18 protein-coding genes are annotated in these 19,861 nt (G+C 64.2%); 9 read left to right on the forward strand and 9 right to left on the reverse strand.

The window, feature by feature from the left end; genetic code table 11:
* The first annotated feature begins 55 nt into the window (after positions 1-55).
* The gene (locus N4T19_RS19135) at positions 56-958 is read left to right on the forward strand and encodes a LysR family transcriptional regulator (RefSeq protein ID WP_182344858.1); all 903 of its coding nucleotides are present in this window, start codon (positions 56-58) and stop codon (positions 956-958) included.
* Positions 959-1,038: 80 nt separating this feature from the next.
* On the opposite strand, the gene N4T19_RS19140 is transcribed toward N4T19_RS19135, so the two are convergent.
* The 3 genes from N4T19_RS19140 to N4T19_RS19150 all read right to left on the reverse strand — a co-directional run bounded on the left by N4T19_RS19140 (position 1,039) and on the right by N4T19_RS19150 (position 3,414).
* Positions 1,039-1,791: a sulfite exporter TauE/SafE family protein gene (locus N4T19_RS19140; protein ID WP_116926679.1), complete on the reverse strand. Its 753-nt coding sequence runs from the start codon at positions 1,789-1,791 to the stop codon at positions 1,039-1,041.
* A 168-nt stretch (positions 1,792-1,959) separates the two neighbouring features.
* Positions 1,960-2,418, reverse strand: coding sequence for an rRNA maturation RNase YbeY (ybeY, locus tag N4T19_RS19145; protein WP_116926678.1), 459 nt, complete (start codon positions 2,416-2,418; stop codon positions 1,960-1,962).
* Positions 2,419-2,466: 48 nt separating this feature from the next.
* Entirely contained in the window at positions 2,467-3,414 is a 948-nt protein-coding gene (locus tag N4T19_RS19150; RefSeq protein ID WP_116926677.1) for a PhoH family protein, read from the reverse strand.
* A 91-nt stretch (positions 3,415-3,505) separates the two neighbouring features.
* Here N4T19_RS19150 and ruvA point away from each other — a divergent pair, with 91 nt between their 5' ends.
* From ruvA to ruvB, 5 genes are all read left to right on the forward strand, one after another.
* Positions 3,506-4,078: a Holliday junction branch migration protein RuvA gene (gene ruvA / locus N4T19_RS19155; protein WP_116926676.1), complete on the forward strand. Its 573-nt coding sequence runs from the start codon at positions 3,506-3,508 to the stop codon at positions 4,076-4,078.
* 76 nt (positions 4,079-4,154) lie between these two features.
* Complete coding sequence (locus tag N4T19_RS19160; protein ID WP_260718781.1) at positions 4,155-5,627, forward strand: trypsin-like serine peptidase; 1,473 nt, start codon at positions 4,155-4,157, stop codon at positions 5,625-5,627.
* Between the two features lie 602 nt (positions 5,628-6,229).
* A complete protein-coding gene (locus N4T19_RS19165; protein WP_260718782.1) occupies positions 6,230-7,693 on the forward strand; it encodes a trypsin-like serine peptidase in 1,464 nt (487 codons plus the stop codon).
* Positions 7,694-7,903: 210 nt separating this feature from the next.
* On the forward strand, positions 7,904-9,802 hold the full coding sequence (locus N4T19_RS19170) for a trypsin-like peptidase domain-containing protein (protein WP_260718783.1): 1,899 nt from the start codon (positions 7,904-7,906) through the stop codon (positions 9,800-9,802).
* A gap of 50 nt (positions 9,803-9,852) precedes the next feature.
* Positions 9,853-10,920 carry a Holliday junction branch migration DNA helicase RuvB gene (gene ruvB / locus N4T19_RS19175; protein WP_116926672.1) on the forward strand — a complete coding sequence of 356 codons (1,068 nt, stop codon included), beginning with the start codon at positions 9,853-9,855 and terminating at the stop codon, positions 10,918-10,920.
* Between the two features lie 75 nt (positions 10,921-10,995).
* On the opposite strand, the gene N4T19_RS19180 is transcribed toward ruvB, so the two are convergent.
* From N4T19_RS19180 to N4T19_RS19205, 6 genes are all read right to left on the reverse strand, one after another.
* Positions 10,996-11,952 (reverse strand): LysR family transcriptional regulator, encoded by a 957-nt coding sequence (locus N4T19_RS19180; protein WP_116926671.1) that lies wholly within the window; start codon positions 11,950-11,952, stop codon positions 10,996-10,998.
* 362 nt (positions 11,953-12,314) lie between these two features.
* Positions 12,315-12,953 carry a histidine phosphatase family protein gene (locus N4T19_RS19185; RefSeq protein WP_116926670.1) on the reverse strand — a complete coding sequence of 213 codons (639 nt, stop codon included), beginning with the start codon at positions 12,951-12,953 and terminating at the stop codon, positions 12,315-12,317.
* 10 nt (positions 12,954-12,963) lie between these two features.
* Positions 12,964-13,695, reverse strand: a complete 732-nt coding sequence (locus tag N4T19_RS19190) for a hypothetical protein (RefSeq protein ID WP_409935127.1) — start codon at positions 13,693-13,695, stop codon at positions 12,964-12,966.
* Between the two features lie 132 nt (positions 13,696-13,827).
* Entirely contained in the window at positions 13,828-14,820 is a 993-nt protein-coding gene (gene ttcA / locus N4T19_RS19195; RefSeq protein ID WP_116926668.1) for a tRNA 2-thiocytidine(32) synthetase TtcA, read from the reverse strand.
* 4 nt (positions 14,821-14,824) lie between these two features.
* Positions 14,825-15,199: a dihydroneopterin aldolase gene (locus N4T19_RS19200; protein ID WP_116926667.1), complete on the reverse strand. Its 375-nt coding sequence runs from the start codon at positions 15,197-15,199 to the stop codon at positions 14,825-14,827.
* A 26-nt stretch (positions 15,200-15,225) separates the two neighbouring features.
* The gene (locus N4T19_RS19205; RefSeq protein ID WP_260718784.1) at positions 15,226-16,002 is read right to left on the reverse strand and encodes an SDR family oxidoreductase; all 777 of its coding nucleotides are present in this window, start codon (positions 16,000-16,002) and stop codon (positions 15,226-15,228) included.
* 78 nt (positions 16,003-16,080) lie between these two features.
* Here N4T19_RS19205 and N4T19_RS19210 point away from each other — a divergent pair, with 78 nt between their 5' ends.
* From N4T19_RS19210 to N4T19_RS19220, 3 genes are all read left to right on the forward strand, one after another.
* A complete protein-coding gene (locus tag N4T19_RS19210) occupies positions 16,081-17,154 on the forward strand; it encodes a class I SAM-dependent methyltransferase (protein WP_232539515.1) in 1,074 nt (357 codons plus the stop codon).
* A gap of 370 nt (positions 17,155-17,524) precedes the next feature.
* Positions 17,525-18,493: a TauD/TfdA dioxygenase family protein gene (locus tag N4T19_RS19215; protein ID WP_260718785.1), complete on the forward strand. Its 969-nt coding sequence runs from the start codon at positions 17,525-17,527 to the stop codon at positions 18,491-18,493.
* Positions 18,494-18,738: 245 nt separating this feature from the next.
* Positions 18,739-19,860 carry an ABC transporter substrate-binding protein gene (locus N4T19_RS19220; protein ID WP_260718786.1) on the forward strand — a complete coding sequence of 374 codons (1,122 nt, stop codon included), beginning with the start codon at positions 18,739-18,741 and terminating at the stop codon, positions 19,858-19,860.
* Position 19,861 lies beyond the last annotated feature (1 nt).

The following is a 19,861-nucleotide window of genomic DNA, read 5'->3' on the forward strand; positions in this document are numbered from 1 at the left end:
GGGCCATGCCCCTCGCCGTGCGGCCAGCCCGCACTGGCTGGGGCATGATACGCAGATGAAGACCCATTTGCTGCGTTATTTTGTGGTGCTGGCCGAGGAGCTGCATTTTGGCCGCGCCGCCCAGCGCCTGGCCATTACCCAGCCTCCGCTGTCGGTGGCCATCAAATCGCTCGAAGAAGATTTGGGTGTGCGGCTGCTCGAGCGCGATGCCAAGCAGGTGCGGCTGACCGATGCCGGCGCCGCCTTTTTGATCGAGGCGCGCCAGGTGCTCAGCCAGATACAGCGCGCAGCGGACGTGGCGCGCAATGTGGCCCAGGGGCGCCAGGGCCAGCTGGACATTGGCGTGACCGGCTCGATGATCTACCGCGACCTGCCCCATGTGATGCAGGCCTTTGCCCAGCAGCGGCCCGATATCGACATCACCTTGCATGAGATGTCCACCACCGAGCAGCAGGCGGCCATTCTGCGCGGCCAGCTCCAAGGCGGTTTTGTCAACATCATCACGCCCGCGCCGGGGCTGGCGCTCTGGCCGCTGGCGCCCGATACCCTCGTTTGCTGCCTGCCGGAAAACCACCCCCAGGCGCAGCAAGCCAGCCTGGATTTGCGCAGCCTGGCCCATGAGCGCTTTGTGATGTTTGTGCGCGATGTCAGCCCGGCCAATTACGACAATGTGATCGCCTGCCTGCACAACGCTGGCATCCACCCGCGCACCAGCCACGCGGTGCGCCAGTGGCTGGCCGTTATTTCGCTGGTTGCCATTGGCCAGGGCGTGGCGCTGGTGCCCTCGTGCATGCAGCGGGCCGGCATGGCCGGTGTGCGCTATGTGCCGCTGCACAGCAACCATGGCCAGACGGCGCTGACCGCCGGTGCCTTTGTCTGGCACCCGCAAAGCCGCTCGGCGGCGCTGGATGCGCTGATCGAGGTGATCAAGGCGCCGAGGACAGGTGCGGCCGGCTAGGTGCAGCCGGCTAGGTACGGCCAGCTAGGCGCCCCCGGCTAGGCGCCCCCGGCTAGGCACGGCCAGCTGGGCGCCCCCAACTAGGCTTTCAAGAAAAACAGCACCGCCATCACCAAACCCGTCAGCACAATGCCGGCACGCAACCACTGCGGCGCAATCTTGCGCGCCACCCGGGCGCCCAGGTAGCCGCCCAAGGTGGCAGCGACCATCATCAGCAAGGCGGGCTGCCACTGCACGACGCCGCCAGCGGCATAGATGGCGACGGCAATGGCGGTCAGCAGTGCGGAGACCAGGTTCTTGGTGCCATTCATCGCATGCAGGTTGGTCTGGCCCAGCAAGCCCAGCAGTGCGAGCAGCAAGATGCCCAGGCCGCCATTGAAGTAGCCGCCATAAACAGAAACCGCCAGCATGCCCAGCGCGGCCTTGCCGCGTGAGGGCGTGGCGCCGTGCTGCGCGCCCATGGCCCACTGGCGCAGCTGCGGGCCAAAGGCAAACATGGCAGTCGCTGCCAGCAGCAGCCAGGGCACGATCTTGCGGAAGGCCGCCTCGGGCGTGACCAGCAGCAGGGCAGCCCCCGCTGCGCCGCCGACGAGCGCGAGCAGCATCACCGCCTTCATCGACAGGCCGGGCGGGGCCTGCATATCGTCCTTGAAACCCCAGGCGCCAGCCGCATAGCCCGGCAGCAGCGCGACCGTGCCGGTGGCATTGGCAACGACCGGCGGCACACCGGTAAACACCAGCGCAGGCAGGGTCAGAAAGCTGCCGCCTCCGGCGACGGCATTGAGCGCGCCGGCCACCAGGGCAGCGGCCAGCAAGATGGCGGTGTCGAGCATGTCTCCTCCTGTTATGCGCCGGCGGTTGCGGGGTGCCGCAGCCAGCACGGCCTTTATGAGAAGGATTCTAGGTAGTAATGGCGCAAAGAAGCGGCTCGATTAGTCGCTCAAAAGTCATCATTGCCTTGAGGCGGGCGCGCCCAATGGGCGGGCTGCGGGCCCCGTGCCTTACTTCTGGTATGGGTCGGCAAAGCCCAGCTCTTGCAGGATGGCCGTCTCGTAGGCTTCCATCTCCTGGGCATCCTGCTCGCTGGTTTCATGGTCCCAGCCCTGGGCGTGCAAAGTGCCATGCACCAGCAGGTGGGCATAGTGCTCCTGCAGCGACTTGTTCTGCTCCTGGGCTTCACGCGCCACCACGGGCGCGCACAGCACCAGGTCGGCCAGCACGGTGGGCTCCTGCTGGTAGTCAAAGGTCAGCACATTGGTGGCGTAGTCCTTGTGCCGGTACTCGCGGTTGAGTGCCTGGCCTTCTTCGGTATCGACAATGCGCACGGTGATTTCGGCGTCATCGGCCAGCGCGTGGCGAATCCAGCGCGTCACCTGGCTGCGGGGCAGGGCGGCACGGTGCTCGGCCACGCCGTCAAAACGGGCAAATTGCAGCGAGAGCGTGAGTTGGTTCAATGCCATATGGTTTTTATCGGCGGGGTGGCACAGGTGGGGGTGTGCGGGCGGGGCTCAGTCTTCGCGCGCGGGGCGGCGCTGCTTGTCGTAAGCGTCAACAATGCGCGCCACCAGCGGGTGGCGCACCACATCGGCGCTGGTAAAGCGGTTGACCGCAATGCCCTTGACGCGCTTGAGCACGCGCTCGGCGTCGATCAGGCCGCTCAGCTGGCCCTTGGGCAGGTCGATCTGGCTCACGTCGCCGGTTACCACGGCCTTGGCGCCAAAACCGATGCGGGTGAGGAACATCTTCATCTGCTCAGGCGTGGTGTTCTGGGCTTCGTCGAGGATGATGAAGGCGTTGTTGAGCGTGCGGCCGCGCATGAAGGCCAGTGGCGCGATCTCGATGGCATTGCGCTCAAAGGCCTTTTGCACCTTGTCGTAGCCCATCAGGTCGTAGAGTGCGTCGTAGAGCGGGCGCAGATAGGGGTCGACCTTTTGCGACAGATCGCCGGGCAGAAAGCCCAGGCGTTCGCCGGCTTCGACCGCCGGGCGGGTCAGCACAATGCGCTGCACCTGGCTGCGCTCGAGCGCATCGACGGCGCAGGCCACGGCCAGGTAGGTCTTGCCGGTGCCGGCCGGGCCAATGCCAAAGGTGATGTCGTGCGCGGCGATGTTCTCCAGGTAGCCGGCCTGGTTGGGCGTGCGCGCGCGCAGGTCGGCGCGGCGCGTGTTCAGCACGATGGCGTCCTCGGGCGCGGCCATCAGCTCGCTGTCGCCGGCCATCATCAGCTGGATCTGGTCTTCGCTGATGGGCGTATCGGCCATCTCGTACAGCGCCTCGAGCAGCTCCAGCGCGTCGTTGGCCACGGCCTTGGGGCCGTCGATCTTGAACTGTTCGTGGCGGTGGGCAATCTTGACGCCCAGATGGTTCTCGATCTGGCGCAGATGCGCGTCGGCCGGTCCGCACAAATTGGCAATGCGGTTGTTGTTGTGGGGCGTAAAGGTGTGGCGCAGGATCACGCGGTAAATTCCAGTGAAAAATTCAGTATGCTTGCAGGCGGCAAGCGACGCACACAGGGCGGCCGCACACAAGCTACAAGGAAAGATACAAATGATAGGCCGATTGAGCGGAACCCTGGTGGAAAAGAACCCACCCGAAGTACTGGTGGATTGCCATGGTGTGGGCTATGAGGTGCAGGTGCCCATGAGCACCTTCTACAACCTGCCTGCCGTGGGCGACACCATCACGCTGCTGACGCAGTTTATCGTGCGGGAGGATGCGCAGCTGCTGTACGGGTTTGGCACGGCCGAAGAGCGCCAGACTTTCCGCGAGCTGATCAAGATCACCGGCGTGGGCCCGCGTACGGCGCTGTCCATCCTGAGCGGCATGGGCGTGAGCGATCTGGCGCAGGCCGTGTCCTTGCAGGAGGCAGGGCGCCTGGTGAAGGTGCCGGGCATCGGCAAGAAGACCGCCGAGCGCCTGCTGCTGGAGCTCAAAGGCAAGCTGGGCGCAGACATGGGTGCCAGAACCGCTGCCACCAGCGATGCCCAGGTCGACATTTTGCAAGCGCTGGTGGCCCTGGGTTACAGCGACAAGGACGCAGCTGCCGCTCTGAAACTGTTACCTGCCGACATCAGCGTAACCGACGGTATCAAGCAGGCGCTGAAAGCGCTGGCAAAATAGCCCGCGCAGAGGCGGCCGGGCAGCAGCCCGACCGGGTATCACCATCTATACCAACCAACACGGAGTGGACGAATCCATGAAATATCCCAAGTATGCAGTGCCCGGTCTGTTGTGGACCACCGGCGTGGCTGCGGCCCTGGCTTTGGCGGGCTGCGGCGGCGGCTCAGGTTCCGACGACGACAACGGCAATGTGACCCAGCCCACGGCCTATGTGCTGGACTCGGTCGTGCTGCCCGCATCGGCCATCAAATCGGCCGCAGTGGCGCCTGTGTCCTTGGGCGCTGCGGTGCAGACCCGCTTTGTCGTGCTGCCCGAGCTGGAGGCGGAAAAGACCGTGGACAGCGACAACGGCCCGGCCCAGCAGATTGGCACGCAGCGCGCGGTGGCGGCCACCAGCACGGTGGGGCAGACGCAGGCGGCGCTGCAGTGGAGCACGCTGGCCAATGGCCAGCAGGTCGCGGCCATCAACATCCAATCGACCGGCGCCTATGGCTTGCGTGCTGGCGTGCTGGTGGACAGCCTGCCCGATGGCGCGCAGCTACGCGTCTACAGCCAGGAGCACCCCAATGCGATCGTCGAGCGCAGCGGTGCTGAGGTGAATGCGTTGCTGGCGCAAAACCGCAAGGCGGGTGAGACCGGTGCGGCCGCCAACACCTGGTGGACGCCCGATGTAGGCGCTGGCGACACCACGCTCGAAGTGGTGCTGCCAGCCGGTACCGGCGCCGATGCCCTGCGCATCTCGATCCCTGTGGTCTCGCACATCTACCAGAACCTGTCGCTGCCCACCGAGGCCGAGCTGGCAGACGCGGCCAAGGCCGACACTTCGGCTTCCTGCAACCTGGATGCCTCTTGTACTACCAACTACCAAACCGAGCGCAATGCGGTGGCGCGCATGGTGTTCACCCGCTCGGACGGCAAGTCCTACCTGTGTACCGGCACCTTGCTGAACAACACCAAGGGTGACTTTGCACCGTACTTCCTGACGGGCAACCACTGCATCTCGACCCAGTCCTCGGCCTCGTCGATGCAGACGTCCTGGTTCTACCGCTCGAGCAGCTGCAACTCCGGCGTACCTGGCGCCAATGCTGCACTGCGCAGTGCCGGCGCGACCTTGCTCTACGCCACCAGCAACACCGATTCGGCGCTGCTCAAGCTCAACGAAATGCCTCCTGTGGGCGTGACCTTGGCAGGCTGGGATGCGCGCACCGCCGGCCAAGTGGGCGATGCGGTCTATGGCCTGCACCACCCTGGCGGCAACCTGCTCAAGTACAGCGTGGGCGCGGTCGTGGGCTATATGAACTGCACCGCAGGCAGTGGCACTTCCATCACCTGCAGCACCGGTGACTCGAACAGCGGCTTCTACAGCGTGCGTTGGAGCCAGGGCACGACCGAAGGCGGCAGCAGCGGCTCGTCGCTGTTCCGCAATGGCCGCGTGGTCGGCAACCTCTACGGCGGCGGCGCTAGCTGCCTGGCGCCCAATGCGTCCGACTACTACGGCCGTTTTGACAAGGTGTTCAGCGACCGCATCTGGAGCTGGCTGGCCAGCTGACCGGTGCACCGCTGATTGCGGCTTTTGTGCCGCAGTCCTTCCAGCGCTGACAAACCTGCCCGTCAAACGGCAGGTTTTTTTACGTCTGGGGGAGTGGGTTCCGGCCACCGCCCTGCTGCAGTGCTGGGTCATCGCTCCGATACCGGAAAGTGTCCCGATGTCTGGAATTCATAAATACCAACGCAGGTTCACTTTGTATTCCCGGTATGCGATGTTCTGCTTAGGAAACCTGAGCTGCTGCACGATAGCGGATTTGTAAATTGCCGGCTTTTATAAAAGGATTTTAATAACACCACTCACTTTGTCAGAAAGCGAGTAAATATAGGCATTCTTTGGCTTGCTGTGCAAAATGAATGGGGTCTGGATTTTATTAATATCTAATGAAAGAAATAATAAATAAAACTAGTGGATGAGTTTCTTTTTGTGGGCATCTGGCGTAGAGGGTGTGGGAGAGATTCATCGCATTCTCGATGTTACCGGTCGATATGTGCTTTACTTTTGCAGGTGGCTGCTCACTTGATTATCTTCAAAATAAAAATGCAAACCGCAATTTGGTGATTTGCAGGCTTTTAAATAGCATTTTGACTTGGAGTGAATCCATCATGAGATACCTAAAATATGCAGTGTTCGGTCTGTTATGGACCACCGGCATGGTAGTGGCCCAGCCTACGACCTATATCCTGGACCCGGTGGTATTGCCGGAGTCAGCCACCAAATCTTCCCCTCTGGTGCCCGTGCCTTTAGGCACTCGGGTGCAAACACATTTTGTGGTGCTGCCCGAGCTGGAAATGCAACAGTCTTTGGCTGCCGAGGAGACGAGTGGCCCGGCGCTGCAGATTGGCGCCGCACGCGCCGTGGATGCCACCGCATCGGTGGCGCAAACCCAGTTGGCCATGCAGTGGACGGCGCTGCCCAGTGGGCAGCAGGTGGCCGCCATCAATATCCAGGCGACGGGTGCCTATGGCCTGCGTGCCGGTGTGCTGGTGGAGCGCCTGCCCGATGATGCGCTGCTGCGTATCTACAGCCAGGAGCATCCCGATGCGATCGTCGAGCGCAGCGGCGCGCAGATCAATGCAGTGCTGGCGCAGAACCAGGGCGCAGGAGAGAGCGGCGCGCCTGCCAGCACCTGGTGGACGCCCGATGTGGGTGCGGGTGACACCACCGTTGAAGTCGTGCTGCCCGCAGGGATGCCTGCGGAGGCATTGCGCATCTCGATCCCCCTGGTTTCGCACATCTTCTACAACCTGTCCCTGCCCACCGATGTGGAAGCGGCCACCGTGGAAGCGGCCGCCGTGGGAGCGGCTGACATGGACCTGGCAGGAACTACCCAAGCCAATCCGCTGGAGAGTTGCCGCATGAATGTGTCCTGCACCAGCAACTACCAGAGCGAGCGCAATGCCGTGGCCCAAATGGTCTACACCCGGGAGAACGGCCAGTCCTACCTGTGCACCGGCACCTTGCTGAACAACCCCAAGGCGGATTTTGTGCCTTACTTTCTGACGGCCAACCACTGTATCTCTACCCAATCGGTAGCCTCGACGCTGCAGACCCGCTGGTTCTACCACGCCAGCAGTTGCAATTCCGGCGTGCCGAGTGCCCAAAGCGCCCGGCGCAGTGCAGGTGCCACCTTGCTGCACGCCACGGCCACCACGGACTCCGCATTGCTCCGGCTCAATGACATGCCTCCGGCGGGGGTGAGCTATGCAGGCTGGGATGCCAGCAACCTGGCCCCGAAGGGCCACGCCATCTACGGCCTGCACCATCCCGGTGGCGACCTGCTCAAGTACAGCGTGGGCGCCGTAGCGAACCATGCCCGCTGCCAGTCCACCGGCAGCTCCACCTTCAGCTGCAGCGGGGGAGATGCGAACGGTGGCTTCTACAGCGTCAGCTGGAGCCAGGGGAGGACCGAGGGCGGCAGCAGCGGATCGGCGCTGTTCAATGATGGCCGGGTCATTGGCACCTTGTATGGCGGCTCCAGCCGCTGCCAGGCGCCACGGGGCCTGAGCTACTACGGCCGCTTTGACAAGTTTTTTGCAGACGGTGCCTCGCACTGGCTGGGCAACTGATCGCTCACAGCCGGATCGGCAGCCGCACAGCCGCCGCCCTCGCAGGGCCTGTTCGCAGGCCCTTTTCTTTGCCCAGTTAACCAATGTTTTGTATTTGTACTAGTCGATAAGCTTGCTTGATGTGAGTGCTTGCTCTAGATTGCCTGTATCCGGTCAGTAGTTTGTGTTGATCGGCGGCGCTTTTCTTGTTGCAACCGCGAGGAGTCCATCATGTCTTGTCGCACTGTGTCCAGCTGGAGTTCGGCGCTTGGTGGTGATGGGCTGCGTTGGGTCACCACGCTCATCGTGGCTGGCAGCTGTGGTTGGGCCCAGGCCAGTTGGCAGGTCGATGCACGCAGGATGCCGGCCAGCCCCAGCACTGTGGAGGCCAAGGACGCGGTGGCGCTCTCGGCGATGGCTGTTGTGCCCATCGTGCTGCCGCCCTGGCAGGACAGCAAGGCACTGGCCCCCGATGAGGGCGGCGTCCGCCAGATTGGCGTAGCGCGCGCTTTGGAGGCCATGGACACTGTCGACAAAGTGGCCCCTCTGTTGCAATGGCAGACCCTGCCCTCGGGCCAGCAGGTGGCCGCCTTGCAATGGCGGGCGGACGATGCCTATGGACTGCGCCTGGGCCTGGAGTTTGCTGCCTTGCCGCCGATGGCGGTGTTCCGGCTCTATGCATCGCCTCAAGCCGCTGCCAGCTACGAAGTGACCGGTGCTGCACTGCTTGAGCGCCTGGCTGCCGATGCGCAGACGGGCCAGCGCACCTGGTGGACGCCCGATGTGGGGCCCACGCCCGTGCTGGAGATCCTGCTGCCCGCAGCGCTGGCGACCAGCAGTCTGCAATGGTCCATGCCCCAGCTCTCGCAGATCGTCGTGCCGCCCAGTGTGGCGGAGCCCATGAAGGCGGCGGACATGGCTGCATTGTCTGAAAAGCGCCGTTATAACGCTTGCCAGCTGGATGTGAATTGTCAGCAGACCTTGCTGGACCAGCGTGATGCCGTCATTCGCATGTTCTATGTGAGCCAGGGCCGCACTTTCCAGTGCACCGGAACCCTCCTCAATAACCCTAGCCAGGATCTCACCCCCTATGTGTTGACGGCTGCGCATTGTGTGAAAGACCAAGCGACGGCATCGACGTTGCAAACGTCCTGGTTTTACTACTCGCAGTATTGCGACAGCGCGCAACTGTATGCCGGCCATGCGGAGCGCTTCAGTGCGGCGCGCTGGCTGGCAACGAGCATGGCGACTGATATGACGCTGCTGCTGCTGGATGAGGCGCCTCCGCCGGGAGCCTTGTTTGCAGGCTGGGATGCGGGCGCACTGCCTCCGGGCGGGGCGGTGGCCGGTCTGCACCATCCGCACGGGGACCTGATGATGCTCGCCTCTGGCGTGTTGGAAGATCGCACAGCCTGCTCGGTCGATGCCAGCAGCCGCGCCTTGGATTGTGCGTCGCAAACGCAATCTGATGGTGGTTTTTACCGGGTCATCTGGAGCCTAGGAGGGATCGAAGGAGGCTCCAGCGGATCGGCATTGTTTTTCAGGGGGCGTGTCGCCGGGACCTTGACCGGGGGAGACCAGTGGTGTGCCGCCAAGGATGGCCGCGTCGTCTATGGCCGGCTGGACCAGGCCATCGCCAGCTTTGCGGCTTGGCTGGGGGCCGACAAGGCGATGAACAGCGATATGCACATGCCCGTCTACCGCTTCCTGGTGCTGCGCTCGGGCGGGGAGTTCTATACCCTATCAGCCCCTGAGCGTGACCATGTGATCGCGAGCTTCCCCAACGACCTGGTCTTTGACGGCATTGCATTCTATGCCGCAGGCCGCGCACATGCCCGCCTGGTGCCCGTCCACCGCTATTTCAACCCCGAGGTCGTCGCCCATTTCTACACGGCCAGCGATGCCGAGCGGCAGTTTGTGCAGACCTACCACCCCAGCTGGAACTACGACGGCATTGCCTGGTGGTCGCCCGCGCAGCCCGGTGACGGGGTGGGCGCCGTCTACCGAGCCTACCAGTATGTGCCGGGGGTGCACCACTACAGCCTGCAAGTCCAGGCGCGCGATGCCTGGCTGGCCAATGCGGGGCTTTTGTATGACGGACTGGCTTATTATGTGTGGGATGCGCCTTAGAGATCCCCGGGATGCGCTGCACACCTCCCTGGCCATGCCTGCACTGATCCATGACTATCCATACCGATTCCTTCGCCGCTGCGCCAGTCCCCCGTCCTGACAACCGCGTGATTTCCGCCAGCCAGTCCTCGCCACAGGAGGAGGTGCTCGAGCGCGCGCTGCGCCCCAAGCAGCTCCAGGAGTATGTGGGCCAGGTCAAGGCGCGCGAGCAGCTGGAGATCTTCATTGGCGCGGCCAAAAAGCGCAGCGAGGCTCTGGACCATGTGCTGCTGTTTGGTCCCCCCGGGCTGGGCAAAACGACGCTCTCGCACATCATCGCCTCGGAGTTGGGCGTGAATCTGCGCCAGACCAGCGGTCCGGTGCTGGAAAAGCCCAAGGACCTGGCGGCACTGCTGACCAATCTGGAGCGCAACGATGTGCTCTTCATCGACGAGATCCACCGCCTCTCGCCGGTGGTCGAGGAAATCCTCTACCCGGCGCTGGAGGACTACCAAATCGACATCATGATCGGCGAGGGCCCGGCGGCAAGGTCCATCAAGCTGGATTTGCAGCCCTTCACGCTGGTGGGGGCCACCACGCGCGCGGGCATGCTCACCAACCCGCTGCGCGACCGCTTTGGCATCGTCGCGCGCCTGGAGTTCTACACGACCGAAGAGCTGACCAAGATCGTGATGCGCAGTGCAGGTCTGTTGAACACGCCCATCGATGATGAAGGCGGGCTGGAGATTGCACGCCGCTCACGCGGCACGCCCCGTATTGCCAACCGCTTGCTGCGCCGGGTGCGCGATTACGCCGATGTCAAAGGCAATGGCCGCATCACGCAGGAGATGGCCAGCCGCGCGCTGGCGATGCTGGATGTCGATCCCCTCGGCTTTGACATCATGGACCGCAAGCTGCTCGAGGCGGTGGTGCACCGCTTTGATGGCGGGCCGGTGGGGCTGGACAATATTGCCGCCAGCATTGGCGAGGAGCCCGGCACGATCGAGGATGTGATCGAGCCGTACCTGATCCAACAGGGATTTTTGCAGCGCACGCCGCGCGGCCGGATGGCCACCCAGGCGGCCTACCGCCACTTGGGCCTGGTGGGCGGCGGGCCTGGGCAGGCGGCATTGGTGTAAAACGTAAAGCCCCATCGCTGGGGCTTGAGAGTTTGGTGCCAGACAGGTGCGCGTGGCCCCCCGCTTGGCTCCCATTCAAGCGGCCTTGGCGGCGCGCTTGGTGGGCGGCGATTCGTTGCCCATGTTCTCGCACAGGTAGTCCCAGCATTCCTGCACGATGGCGCGGCGGCTGCCATTGGCCGCGCGCGTCATCAGGCAGATGCGGCGCGACAGCAACGGGCCTTTGAGCGGCACGGTCACCCAGTCATCGCTGTGGTGGCCCTGTGTGTACAGGCGCGAGAGCAGACCGATGCGCAGGCCGCTTTGCACCAGCGCGTAGAGCGATTCGGTATAGCTCAGCGTCTCGGTGTGGCTGGTGCCCACGCCTTGCTGCTCCAGCACCGAGACAATCATCTCGTAGGTGCTGCCGCGCGAGAGCACGACCAGCGGTTCATCGCTGAGGTCCGACCATCGCAGATCGGTCTTTTGTGCCAGGCGGTGCTTGGCGGGGATGACGGCCATGACCTCGTCCTCGGTCACGAACTGCGTCTCCACCGACGGGGGCACGGTGAACTCCAGGCCCAGGCCGATGTCCGAGCTGCCGTTGGCCACCGAGGCCAGCAGGTCGTCATTGCGCATGTCGTGCAGCTGCAGGTCCACCATCGGGTGGGACTGCTGCCAGAGGGCGAGCCACGGCGCCAGCAGGTGGGTGGTGGAGGGGATGCAGCTGATGCGCACGGTGTCGGCCTGGTATTTGAGCAACTGCTGCAGATCCTGCACGCCTTGCACAAAGTTGTTGATCATCCATTCCACCTGCGGACGCACGGCTTCGCCGGCCGATGTCAGGCGGACATGGTGCGTGCTGCGGTCAAACAAGGCGGTGCCCAGCAGCGTCTCCAGCTCACGGATGGCCGAAGACAGTGCGGGCTGGCTCATGGACAGCGCCTGCGCGGCACGGCTGAAGCTGCGGTGCGTGGCCACTTCCTTGAAGCAGCTGAGCTGGCGCAGCGACGGCGTCGGCAGGGGTTTTCGGGTCAGCTCGGCGTCTGGCATATAACGGTCAATACCTTTTTAGTAATCAAACAGAGGAGTCATTGAACTCGTCTATAGATGGTCTCACTACTATCAATAATGATCAAGCAATTAGTGAATTCTAAAAGTAATTAAATGTCACTTGATCGCGAGGGGTCGGAGTGAACGCTGACATACCTTGGTATTTTATCGGCTCTATGAGGCATTGCATTTCATTTGTTTGTGTCATCGCAGCGGGCCCAGGGCGACATTGGTGGGGCGGGCAGACGGCGCCCTGCACGGCCCAGGCGGCGCCACGGGGCTGATGCAAAAAAGTCACAAAAAGTGGAGAGAACAGGCTGAACGAGGCTGACTACTGGAAGGAGGGCCGCTGACCGCCGCTGTTAGATGGTTTCGTCCAGCCCGATGGTCTGCAGGTGGCTGGTGTCGCCCCAGCCCACCAGGGTCAGGCCGCTGTCCGGCGTCCACAGCAGGCGGTTGACGCTGGTATTGGCCAACTCCCAGGTGCGGGGGGCCTGGATGTCTTGGCGCGTGGCCAGGCGGTAGAGGCAGTCAAGCACGCCGCCATGGGCTACCAGCGCGATCTGCTGGCCCAGGTGGTTGGCGGCCAGTTCGGCCACCACTTGGGATACGCGCGCCTGCAGCGTCTGCAGTGACTCGCCCTGGGGCGGGGCAAAGACCGGGTCACGCTTGCGCCAGCGCAGGGCCGAGGGCGGGTCTGACACCTCGATGTCGGCAAAGCGGGAGCCTTCATAGTCGCCAAAGCTGCGCTCGCGCAAGGCACTGTGGGTGGCGAGCGGCGCGCCATTGGCCAGCGCCAGCGCCTGGGCGGTGCGCAGCGCGCGCTGCAGATCACTGCTGTAGATATGGGCCAGCGGGGTCTCGGCCAGCGCCTGGGCCAGTTGCCGGGCCTGACGCTCGCCGGTGGCGTTCAGCGGTATATCGGTATGTCCCTGGATGCGTGCGGCAAGATTCCAATCGGTCTCCCCGTGTCGAATGGCAATGATCTGGGTGCTGTGCATGCGTTCCTTGTTATTGGGGTTTGGCGGCGGGCGTAGCGGGACTGACAGTGGCAGGTGCAGCGGTTGCAGCTGGAGTGGATGCGGGCTGGGCAGCGGCGGGCGCACCGACCGTGGTGCTGACGCGGCGCGGGCCTTGCGGCGGCTTGGGAAAGCCGTTGAGTGCCGAGTCGAACAAGATGCGGTAGATCACCTGGTCATCGACCCAGACATCCTCGTAGCGGGCCGAGGTCTCATAGACCACCTGCTGGGTCTGGACATCGCGCAAGGTCAACTGCACGGCGCGGTAGTGCAGCGAGGGGCCGGTGTCGCGCCAGGCGATGCCACCGCGCCAGCCCCAACCCCAGCCGGGTCCCCAGCCCAAACCGCCATAGGGGTTATAGGGGCTGTCGGGCAGCAGCCAGCTGTCGGGAATGTAACGAGCTTGTACGTCGATCTGCGCGATCACGCTGCCCTGGCTATCGTCGCGGCGCAGACCCACACCGGCCAAGGATGCCTGGGCCTGTTGCACGACGGTATCAAATTGTGGACCCATTGCGACCTGGGAGGGGAGCAACTGCAGCCGGTAGGTGGGTGGCGCAGGTATTTGCTGCAAGGTGGAGTAGCTTTGCACATCGCTGTCGATGGTGCGCACGCCGGCGCAACCGGCCAGCCAGAGGCTGGCGCAGGCCAGCGCGGCCATGCCGGCGATGCGACGCCACTGGGGCATGCCAGGCAGGGCTGCCCGGTCAAAAGAACGATACATGGTGCCGTCTCCCGAAAAAAAAGCGCTGCGCCATAAGGACACAGCGCATGCGCTCAACGATAAACGCTTGGAGCGGCAGCGGCTGTCAGTCAGGGGCGACAAGCAGGGCTGCATGGCTCAAGCAAACGTGGATCAGCCCAATTGCACCACCTGCATGCCCGCGGGCAGCGAGGGGTTGCTGGGCAGGTCATCGTGGTCAAAGGCCTTGTCACCGTTTTCGTCGGCAATGCCGGTGGGCTTGGCGTTCTGGAAGTCGAACAGCTTGGGGTCAGCCAGGTGGGTGGGCACCACATGCTGCAGCGCGCGGAACATGTTGTTCACGCGGCCGGGGTGCTTGCGGTCCCACTCGCGCAGCATGTCACCAATCATCTGGCGCTGCAGGTTTTCCTGGCTGCCGCAGAGGTTGCAGGGGATGATGGGGAAGTCGCGGTACTGGGCCCAGCGCTCGGTGTCCTTCTCGGGCACATAGGCCAGCGGGCGGATTACCACATGCTTGCCGTCGTCACTGACCAGCTTCGGGGGCATGGCCTTCATGATGCCGCCGTGGAACATGTTGAGCATCAAGGTCTGCACGATGTCATCGCGGTGGTGGCCCAGCGCCACCTTGTTGCAGCCCAGCTGGTCGGCCACCTTGTACAAAATGGCGCGGCGCAGGCGCGAGCACAGACCGCAGGTGGTCTTGCCCTCGGGCACCACACGCTTGACGACGCTGTAGGTGTCCTGGTTCTCGATGTGGAAGTCGACCCCCACGCTTTGCAGGTACTCGGGCAGCACATGCTCGGGAAAGCCGGGCTGCTTCTGGTCCAGGTTCACGGCCACCAGGTCGAACTTGATGGGCGCGCGGGCGCGCAGCTTCATCAGGATGTCGAGCAGGGTATAGCTGTCCTTGCCGCCGGACATGCAGACCATCACCTTGTCGCCGTCCTCGATCATGTTGTAGTCGCCAATGGCGCGCGCCACCTCACGGCACAGGCGCTTTTCCAGCTTGTGGTTCTCGCGCTGGATCTTCAGGCGCTTTTCGTTGGAGGCCGATGCCTGCGCATCGTCGCTGGCGTCGTCAAAGTCCCATCCGTTCGCGGCGGCGGGCTGGGGCTGGAGGAGTGCGGTATCGGTGGGGGCGTTCATAGGTTCACCATTGTCCGGTTTCGGTGCGGATTGCAACTTCGCAATCGTCAAAAATCTCTAGCTTGGCGATCTTCACGCGAACGCCACGCACATTGGGCAACTGCATCAGCCGCTGGGCGACCTTGCCGATCAGGGTCTCGAGCAGGTTGACGTGCTCTGCCGTGCATTCATCGATGATGATCTGGCGCACCTTGCGGTAATCCAGCACATGCATGATGTCGTCATCACTGGGCGCCAGGGGCTGCTGGCCCATGTTGATTTCCGCATCCACCAAGATGGGTTGCGGCGCAGTCTTCTCGTGGGCGAGGATGCCTAAATTGGCATCAAAACGCAGGCCCGTCAAGCTCAGGGTTTGCAACCCGGTGTCAAATGTCGTCATAAAAACAGCAAGGCAGCGAAGAATCGCTACATCATCGAAAAATCGCGGTCAAACCGCATCAGGTGCTGGCCGCCGTCCACCAGCAGGCTGGTGCCGGTGATGGAGCTGTTGTCCAGCGCAAAGCGCACGGTGGCGGCCACGTCTTCTGCGGTGGACGAGCGCCCCAGCGGGCTCATGCGGTGCAGGGCCTCGAACTTCTCATCGCTCAGGTAGTCGCTGGTCAGGGTCAAACCAGGCGCCACACCGACCACCCGCAGGCGCGGCGCCAGCGCCTGGGCCAGCAAGGTATTGGCCGCTTCCAGCGCCGCCTTGCTCAAGGTGTAGCTGACAAAGTCGGGGTTCATGTTCCACAGCTTCTGGTCGAGCAGGTTCACCACCACGCCCTGGGCCGGGTCGCCCCGCTGGCAGATATGCTGGTGCAGCAGCTGGGCCAGCACAATGGGCGCGGCCGTGTTGCTGCGCAGGTGGCGCTCCAGCGCGGCATAGCCAAAGTCGGCGGCGCCGTCGTGCTCGAACAGCGAGGCGCTGTTGACCACCGCATCGACCTGGCCGAAATGGGCCACCACCCGAGGCAGCAAACCGCGCACCGCGGCCTCGTCGTCGAAATCGGCGTCAAAATGGCCGCTCAGGCCCGACAGCCCGGCGCACTCGGCGGCGGTCTGCGCGGCCTCGGCGGCCGAGCCCCGGTAGTGCACCGCCACCTGCCAGCCATGGCGGGCCAGCCCAAGCGCAATCACCCGGCCCAGGCGCTTGGCAGCGCCGGTGACCAGTACGGTGCGTGGGGTCGAAGAAGGCATGGGCATGGCAAGCGCTCAGCAAGCGGCGACAATAGGGGGGTGAATACAGAACCCTCTAGTTTAACGACTGTGCTGGCCAAGCGCATGGCTGAGGCTATTGCCCAGGCCGGCGGTTGGATCCCGTTTGATGACTTCATGCGCATGGCGCTGTATGAGCCCGGCCTGGGCTACTACGCCAATGACCGCAGCAAGTTTGGCGTCATGCCCGAAGAGGGCAGCGACTTTGTCACCGCGCCCGAGCTCTCGCCGGTGTTTGGCGAGCTGGTCGCCGCCCAGGTGCAGGATGCCTTTGCCCACACCCAGACCAGCGAGGTCTGGGAGTTTGGCGCCGGCACCGGCGCCCTGGCCGAGCAGCTGCTGTCCACCCTGGGCCCCGCCTGCACGCGCTACACGATTGTCGATGTCTCGGGCAGCCTGCGCCTGCGCCAGCAAGAGCGCCTGGCCCGCTTTGGCGACCAGGTGCAGTGGGCCGACAGCCTGCCCGCGCAGATGCAGGGGGTGGTCGTCGGCAACGAGGTGCTTGACGCCATGCCGGTCAAGCTTGTGCTGCGCCAGCAGGGTGTGTGGCAGGAGCGCGGCGTGGTGGTGGCCAGGGCCGATGGCGGCGACATCCGCTTTGGCTGGGCCGAGCGCCCGACCCCATTGCGCCCGCCGGTGGAGCCGGACCTACCGCTCGAGGCCGAGTACCTGACCGAGATCCACCCGCAGGGCGAAGCCTTTGTCGCGACGCTGGCCGACCGCATCACGCGCGGCGCGGTGCTGCTGATCGACTATGGCTTTGGCGAATCCGAGTACTACCACCCGCAGCGCCACATGGGCACCCTGGTCTGCCACCATCTGCACCAGGTCGACAGCGACCCACTGGTGCTGGTGGGGCTGAAAGACATCACCGCGCATGTGAACTTCACTGGCATTGCCGTGGCCGCGCAGGAAGCCGGCATGGATGTGCTGGGCTACACCAGCCAGGCCCATTTCCTGATCAACTGCGGCCTGGGTGCCAAGCTCGATCAGCTCGAAGTGATTGCCCGCAGCAAGGCGGCCAAGCTGATGATGGAGCACGAGATGGGCGAGTTTTTCAAGGCCATCCTGCTGAGCAAGGGCGTGGCCGTCTGGGAGCCAGCGGGCTTTGTGCAGGGCGACCGCATGCACCGGCTGTAGGCTCCGTCGCGGGCGACAGATGCGCAGTGGGCACAAGGCGGGCGCAAGGGGTGCGCAGTGTGGCGTGGGCTGAACCGGCCCGGCTGGGCCGACAAAAGATGGCTGCCGGTGCCAAGCCCTGACACATGCCCGCCGCCCGGTGCGTCCGATCTGGTCGCGCCCGGCACGGGGCATGCAGGCTGGCTTGTGCTGCACCGACAGACTGCCATCATGGCTGCGCTGCATGACGGCCTGATGACAGCGCAACAACACAGCAGCGCCGTAGCGCCCTTCATCGGTTTGCGCATAAAGATACGCGTTTTCATTCGTTTTCTGATTGCAGCGCGCCTTCTACAGTGGGCCTATCACTGGTCCGCCAAGGAAAGCTGCCATGTCCGCGCTGTTCGATGTTCTGACTGCCCACCCGTTCTTCTTCCGCCGCCCGGTGCCCGACAGCGCCAGCTCGGTGGGCAGCGGCGCGGGCACCGCGCAGGCCTTCAGCCTGCGCCCCATCCAGCAGCCCGCTGGCGCCCAGACCCGCCTGGGAGTGGAGGTGGTAGGCCTGGACCTGTCCCGCCCGCTGGGCCCGGACGACTTTGCCCGGCTGCAGCAGGCGCACCAGGACCACAGCGTCGTGGTCTACCGCAACCAGCGCATCAGCCCGGCCGAGCAGATTGCCTTCAGCCGCCGCTTTGGGCCGCTGCAGCGCCATGTGCTGCGCAACTACCAGTTGCCGGGCCATGACGAGATCCTGATCGTCTCCAACATCGTCGAAAACGGCCAGCCCGTGGGCTTGGGCGACGCCGGGGCCTACTGGCACTCCGACCTGTCCTACAAGCCCCAGCCTGCGATGGGGTCGCTGTTGCATGCGCAAGAGCTGCCCGAGGTCGGTGGTGACACCTTGTTTGCCGACCAGGTCGCGGCCTACGAGGCGCTGCCCTATACCCTCAAGCAGCAGCTGGTGGGCTTGCTGGCCGAACACAGCTATTTGCTCAAATATGAGGCACTGCGCGAGCGCAATGCCTTCCGCCCTGCGCTCACTGCTGCGCAGGTGGCCGAGGTCAAGCCCGCCGTACACCCGGTGGTGCGCACCGATCCGCAGACGGGCCGCAAGTCCTTGTTTGTCAGCGAGCATTTCACTACCCGCATCCTGGGCCTGCCCGAGGGCCGCTCGGCCGCGCTGCTGGCCGAGCTGTTTGCCCACAGCACCCAGCCGCAGTTTGTCTACCGCCACCACTGGCGTGACCGGGATATGGTGTTCTGGGACAACCGCGCGGTGCTGCACCTGGCCACCGGCGTGCCGGCCGGCCAGCGCCGCAAGCTCTACCGCACCACGATCGAAGGGGATGTTCCGGTATGAACGCCCCCTCCCAAACCTTGCGCGCGACCGGGCTGCCCGGCCCGCAACGCCACCAACCGCTGTTTCTGCTGTCGCTGCGCCTGGCCGCCGCCTGTTGTTGATCGCCAGCGCCCGCCATTGCGGCGGCGCTGCCCGCTCCTGACAACGGCGATTGACGCCCATCCCCAGTGCCTGCCCACCCGCTCCCACAGCGCGGTGGTGCTGCGCTGCGGCCCAACGATTCCAGCCATACCTCTTGACGCACTATGAACATCCGCAATCCTTGGGCGCTGCGCAGCCAGCCGCCCGGCAAACAGTCCACCACATCTTCCAGTCATCCCGCTGCCGCCGCCCATGGCGCCACCCTCGGCTCTGCCAGCAAGCATGCGGCAGCCGTGCTGGCCGCCACCGCTGCGCTCTGGGGCGTGGCTTTAGGCGGCGCGCAGGCGGCCGAAGGCCAGCTGCGCATTGCGCAGCAGTACGGCATCGTCTATCTGCTGCTCAATGTGGCGCAGGACCAGCAGTTCATCGAAAAGCAGGGCAAGGCCCAGGGGGTGGACATCAAGGTCAGCTACCTGCAGTTTTCGGGCGGCCCGGCGGTCAACGATGCGCTGCTCTCGGGCAATGTCGATATTGGCGGCGCCGGCGTTGCGCCGCTCTTTACGCTCTGGGACCGCACCAAGGGCAAGCAGAACGTCAAGGGCGTGGCGTCGCTGGGCAACTTTCCCTACTACCTGGTCAGCAACAACCCGCAGGTCAAGACGATTGCCGACTTCAGCGACAAGGACCGCATTGCCACGCCGGCCGTCGGCGTCTCGGTGCAGTCGCGCGTGCTGCAGTATGCCTCGGCCAAGCTCTGGGGCGAGCAGCACTACCAGCGGCTTGACAAGCTGCAGGTGGCCTTGCCGCACCCCGATGCGGCAGCGGCCATCATCAAGGGCGGCACCGAGATTACCGCGCACTTTGGCAACCCGCCGTTCCAGGAGGTGGAGCTGGCTGGCAACCCCAATGCGCGCATTGTGCTCAACAGCTATGAGGTGCTGGGTGGGCCGGCCTCGTCCACCGTGCTCTACGCCACCGAGAAGTTCCGCCAGGAAAGCCCCAAGACCTACCGGGCCTTCCTCGATGCGCTCGATGAATCGGCCCGCTTTGTGCAGGCCAACCCCGAGCAGGCGGCCGATATTTTTTTGAAGAGCGGTGGCGGCGGCAAGGTCGATCGCAACCTGATCCTGCAGATCATCAAGAACCCGCAGGTGCAGTTCACGATCCAGCCGCAGAACACCGTGGGCCTGGGCCAGTTCCTGCAGCGGGTGGGGGTGATCAAGACCAAGCCCGAATCGGTGCGCGACTATTTCTTTGACGACCCGCGCATCTCCGGGGGGAGCTGAG

The sequence above is a fragment of the Comamonas squillarum genome (genome assembly GCF_025309455.1).
Classification (GTDB): Bacteria; Pseudomonadota; Gammaproteobacteria; order Burkholderiales; family Burkholderiaceae_C; genus Comamonas; species Comamonas squillarum.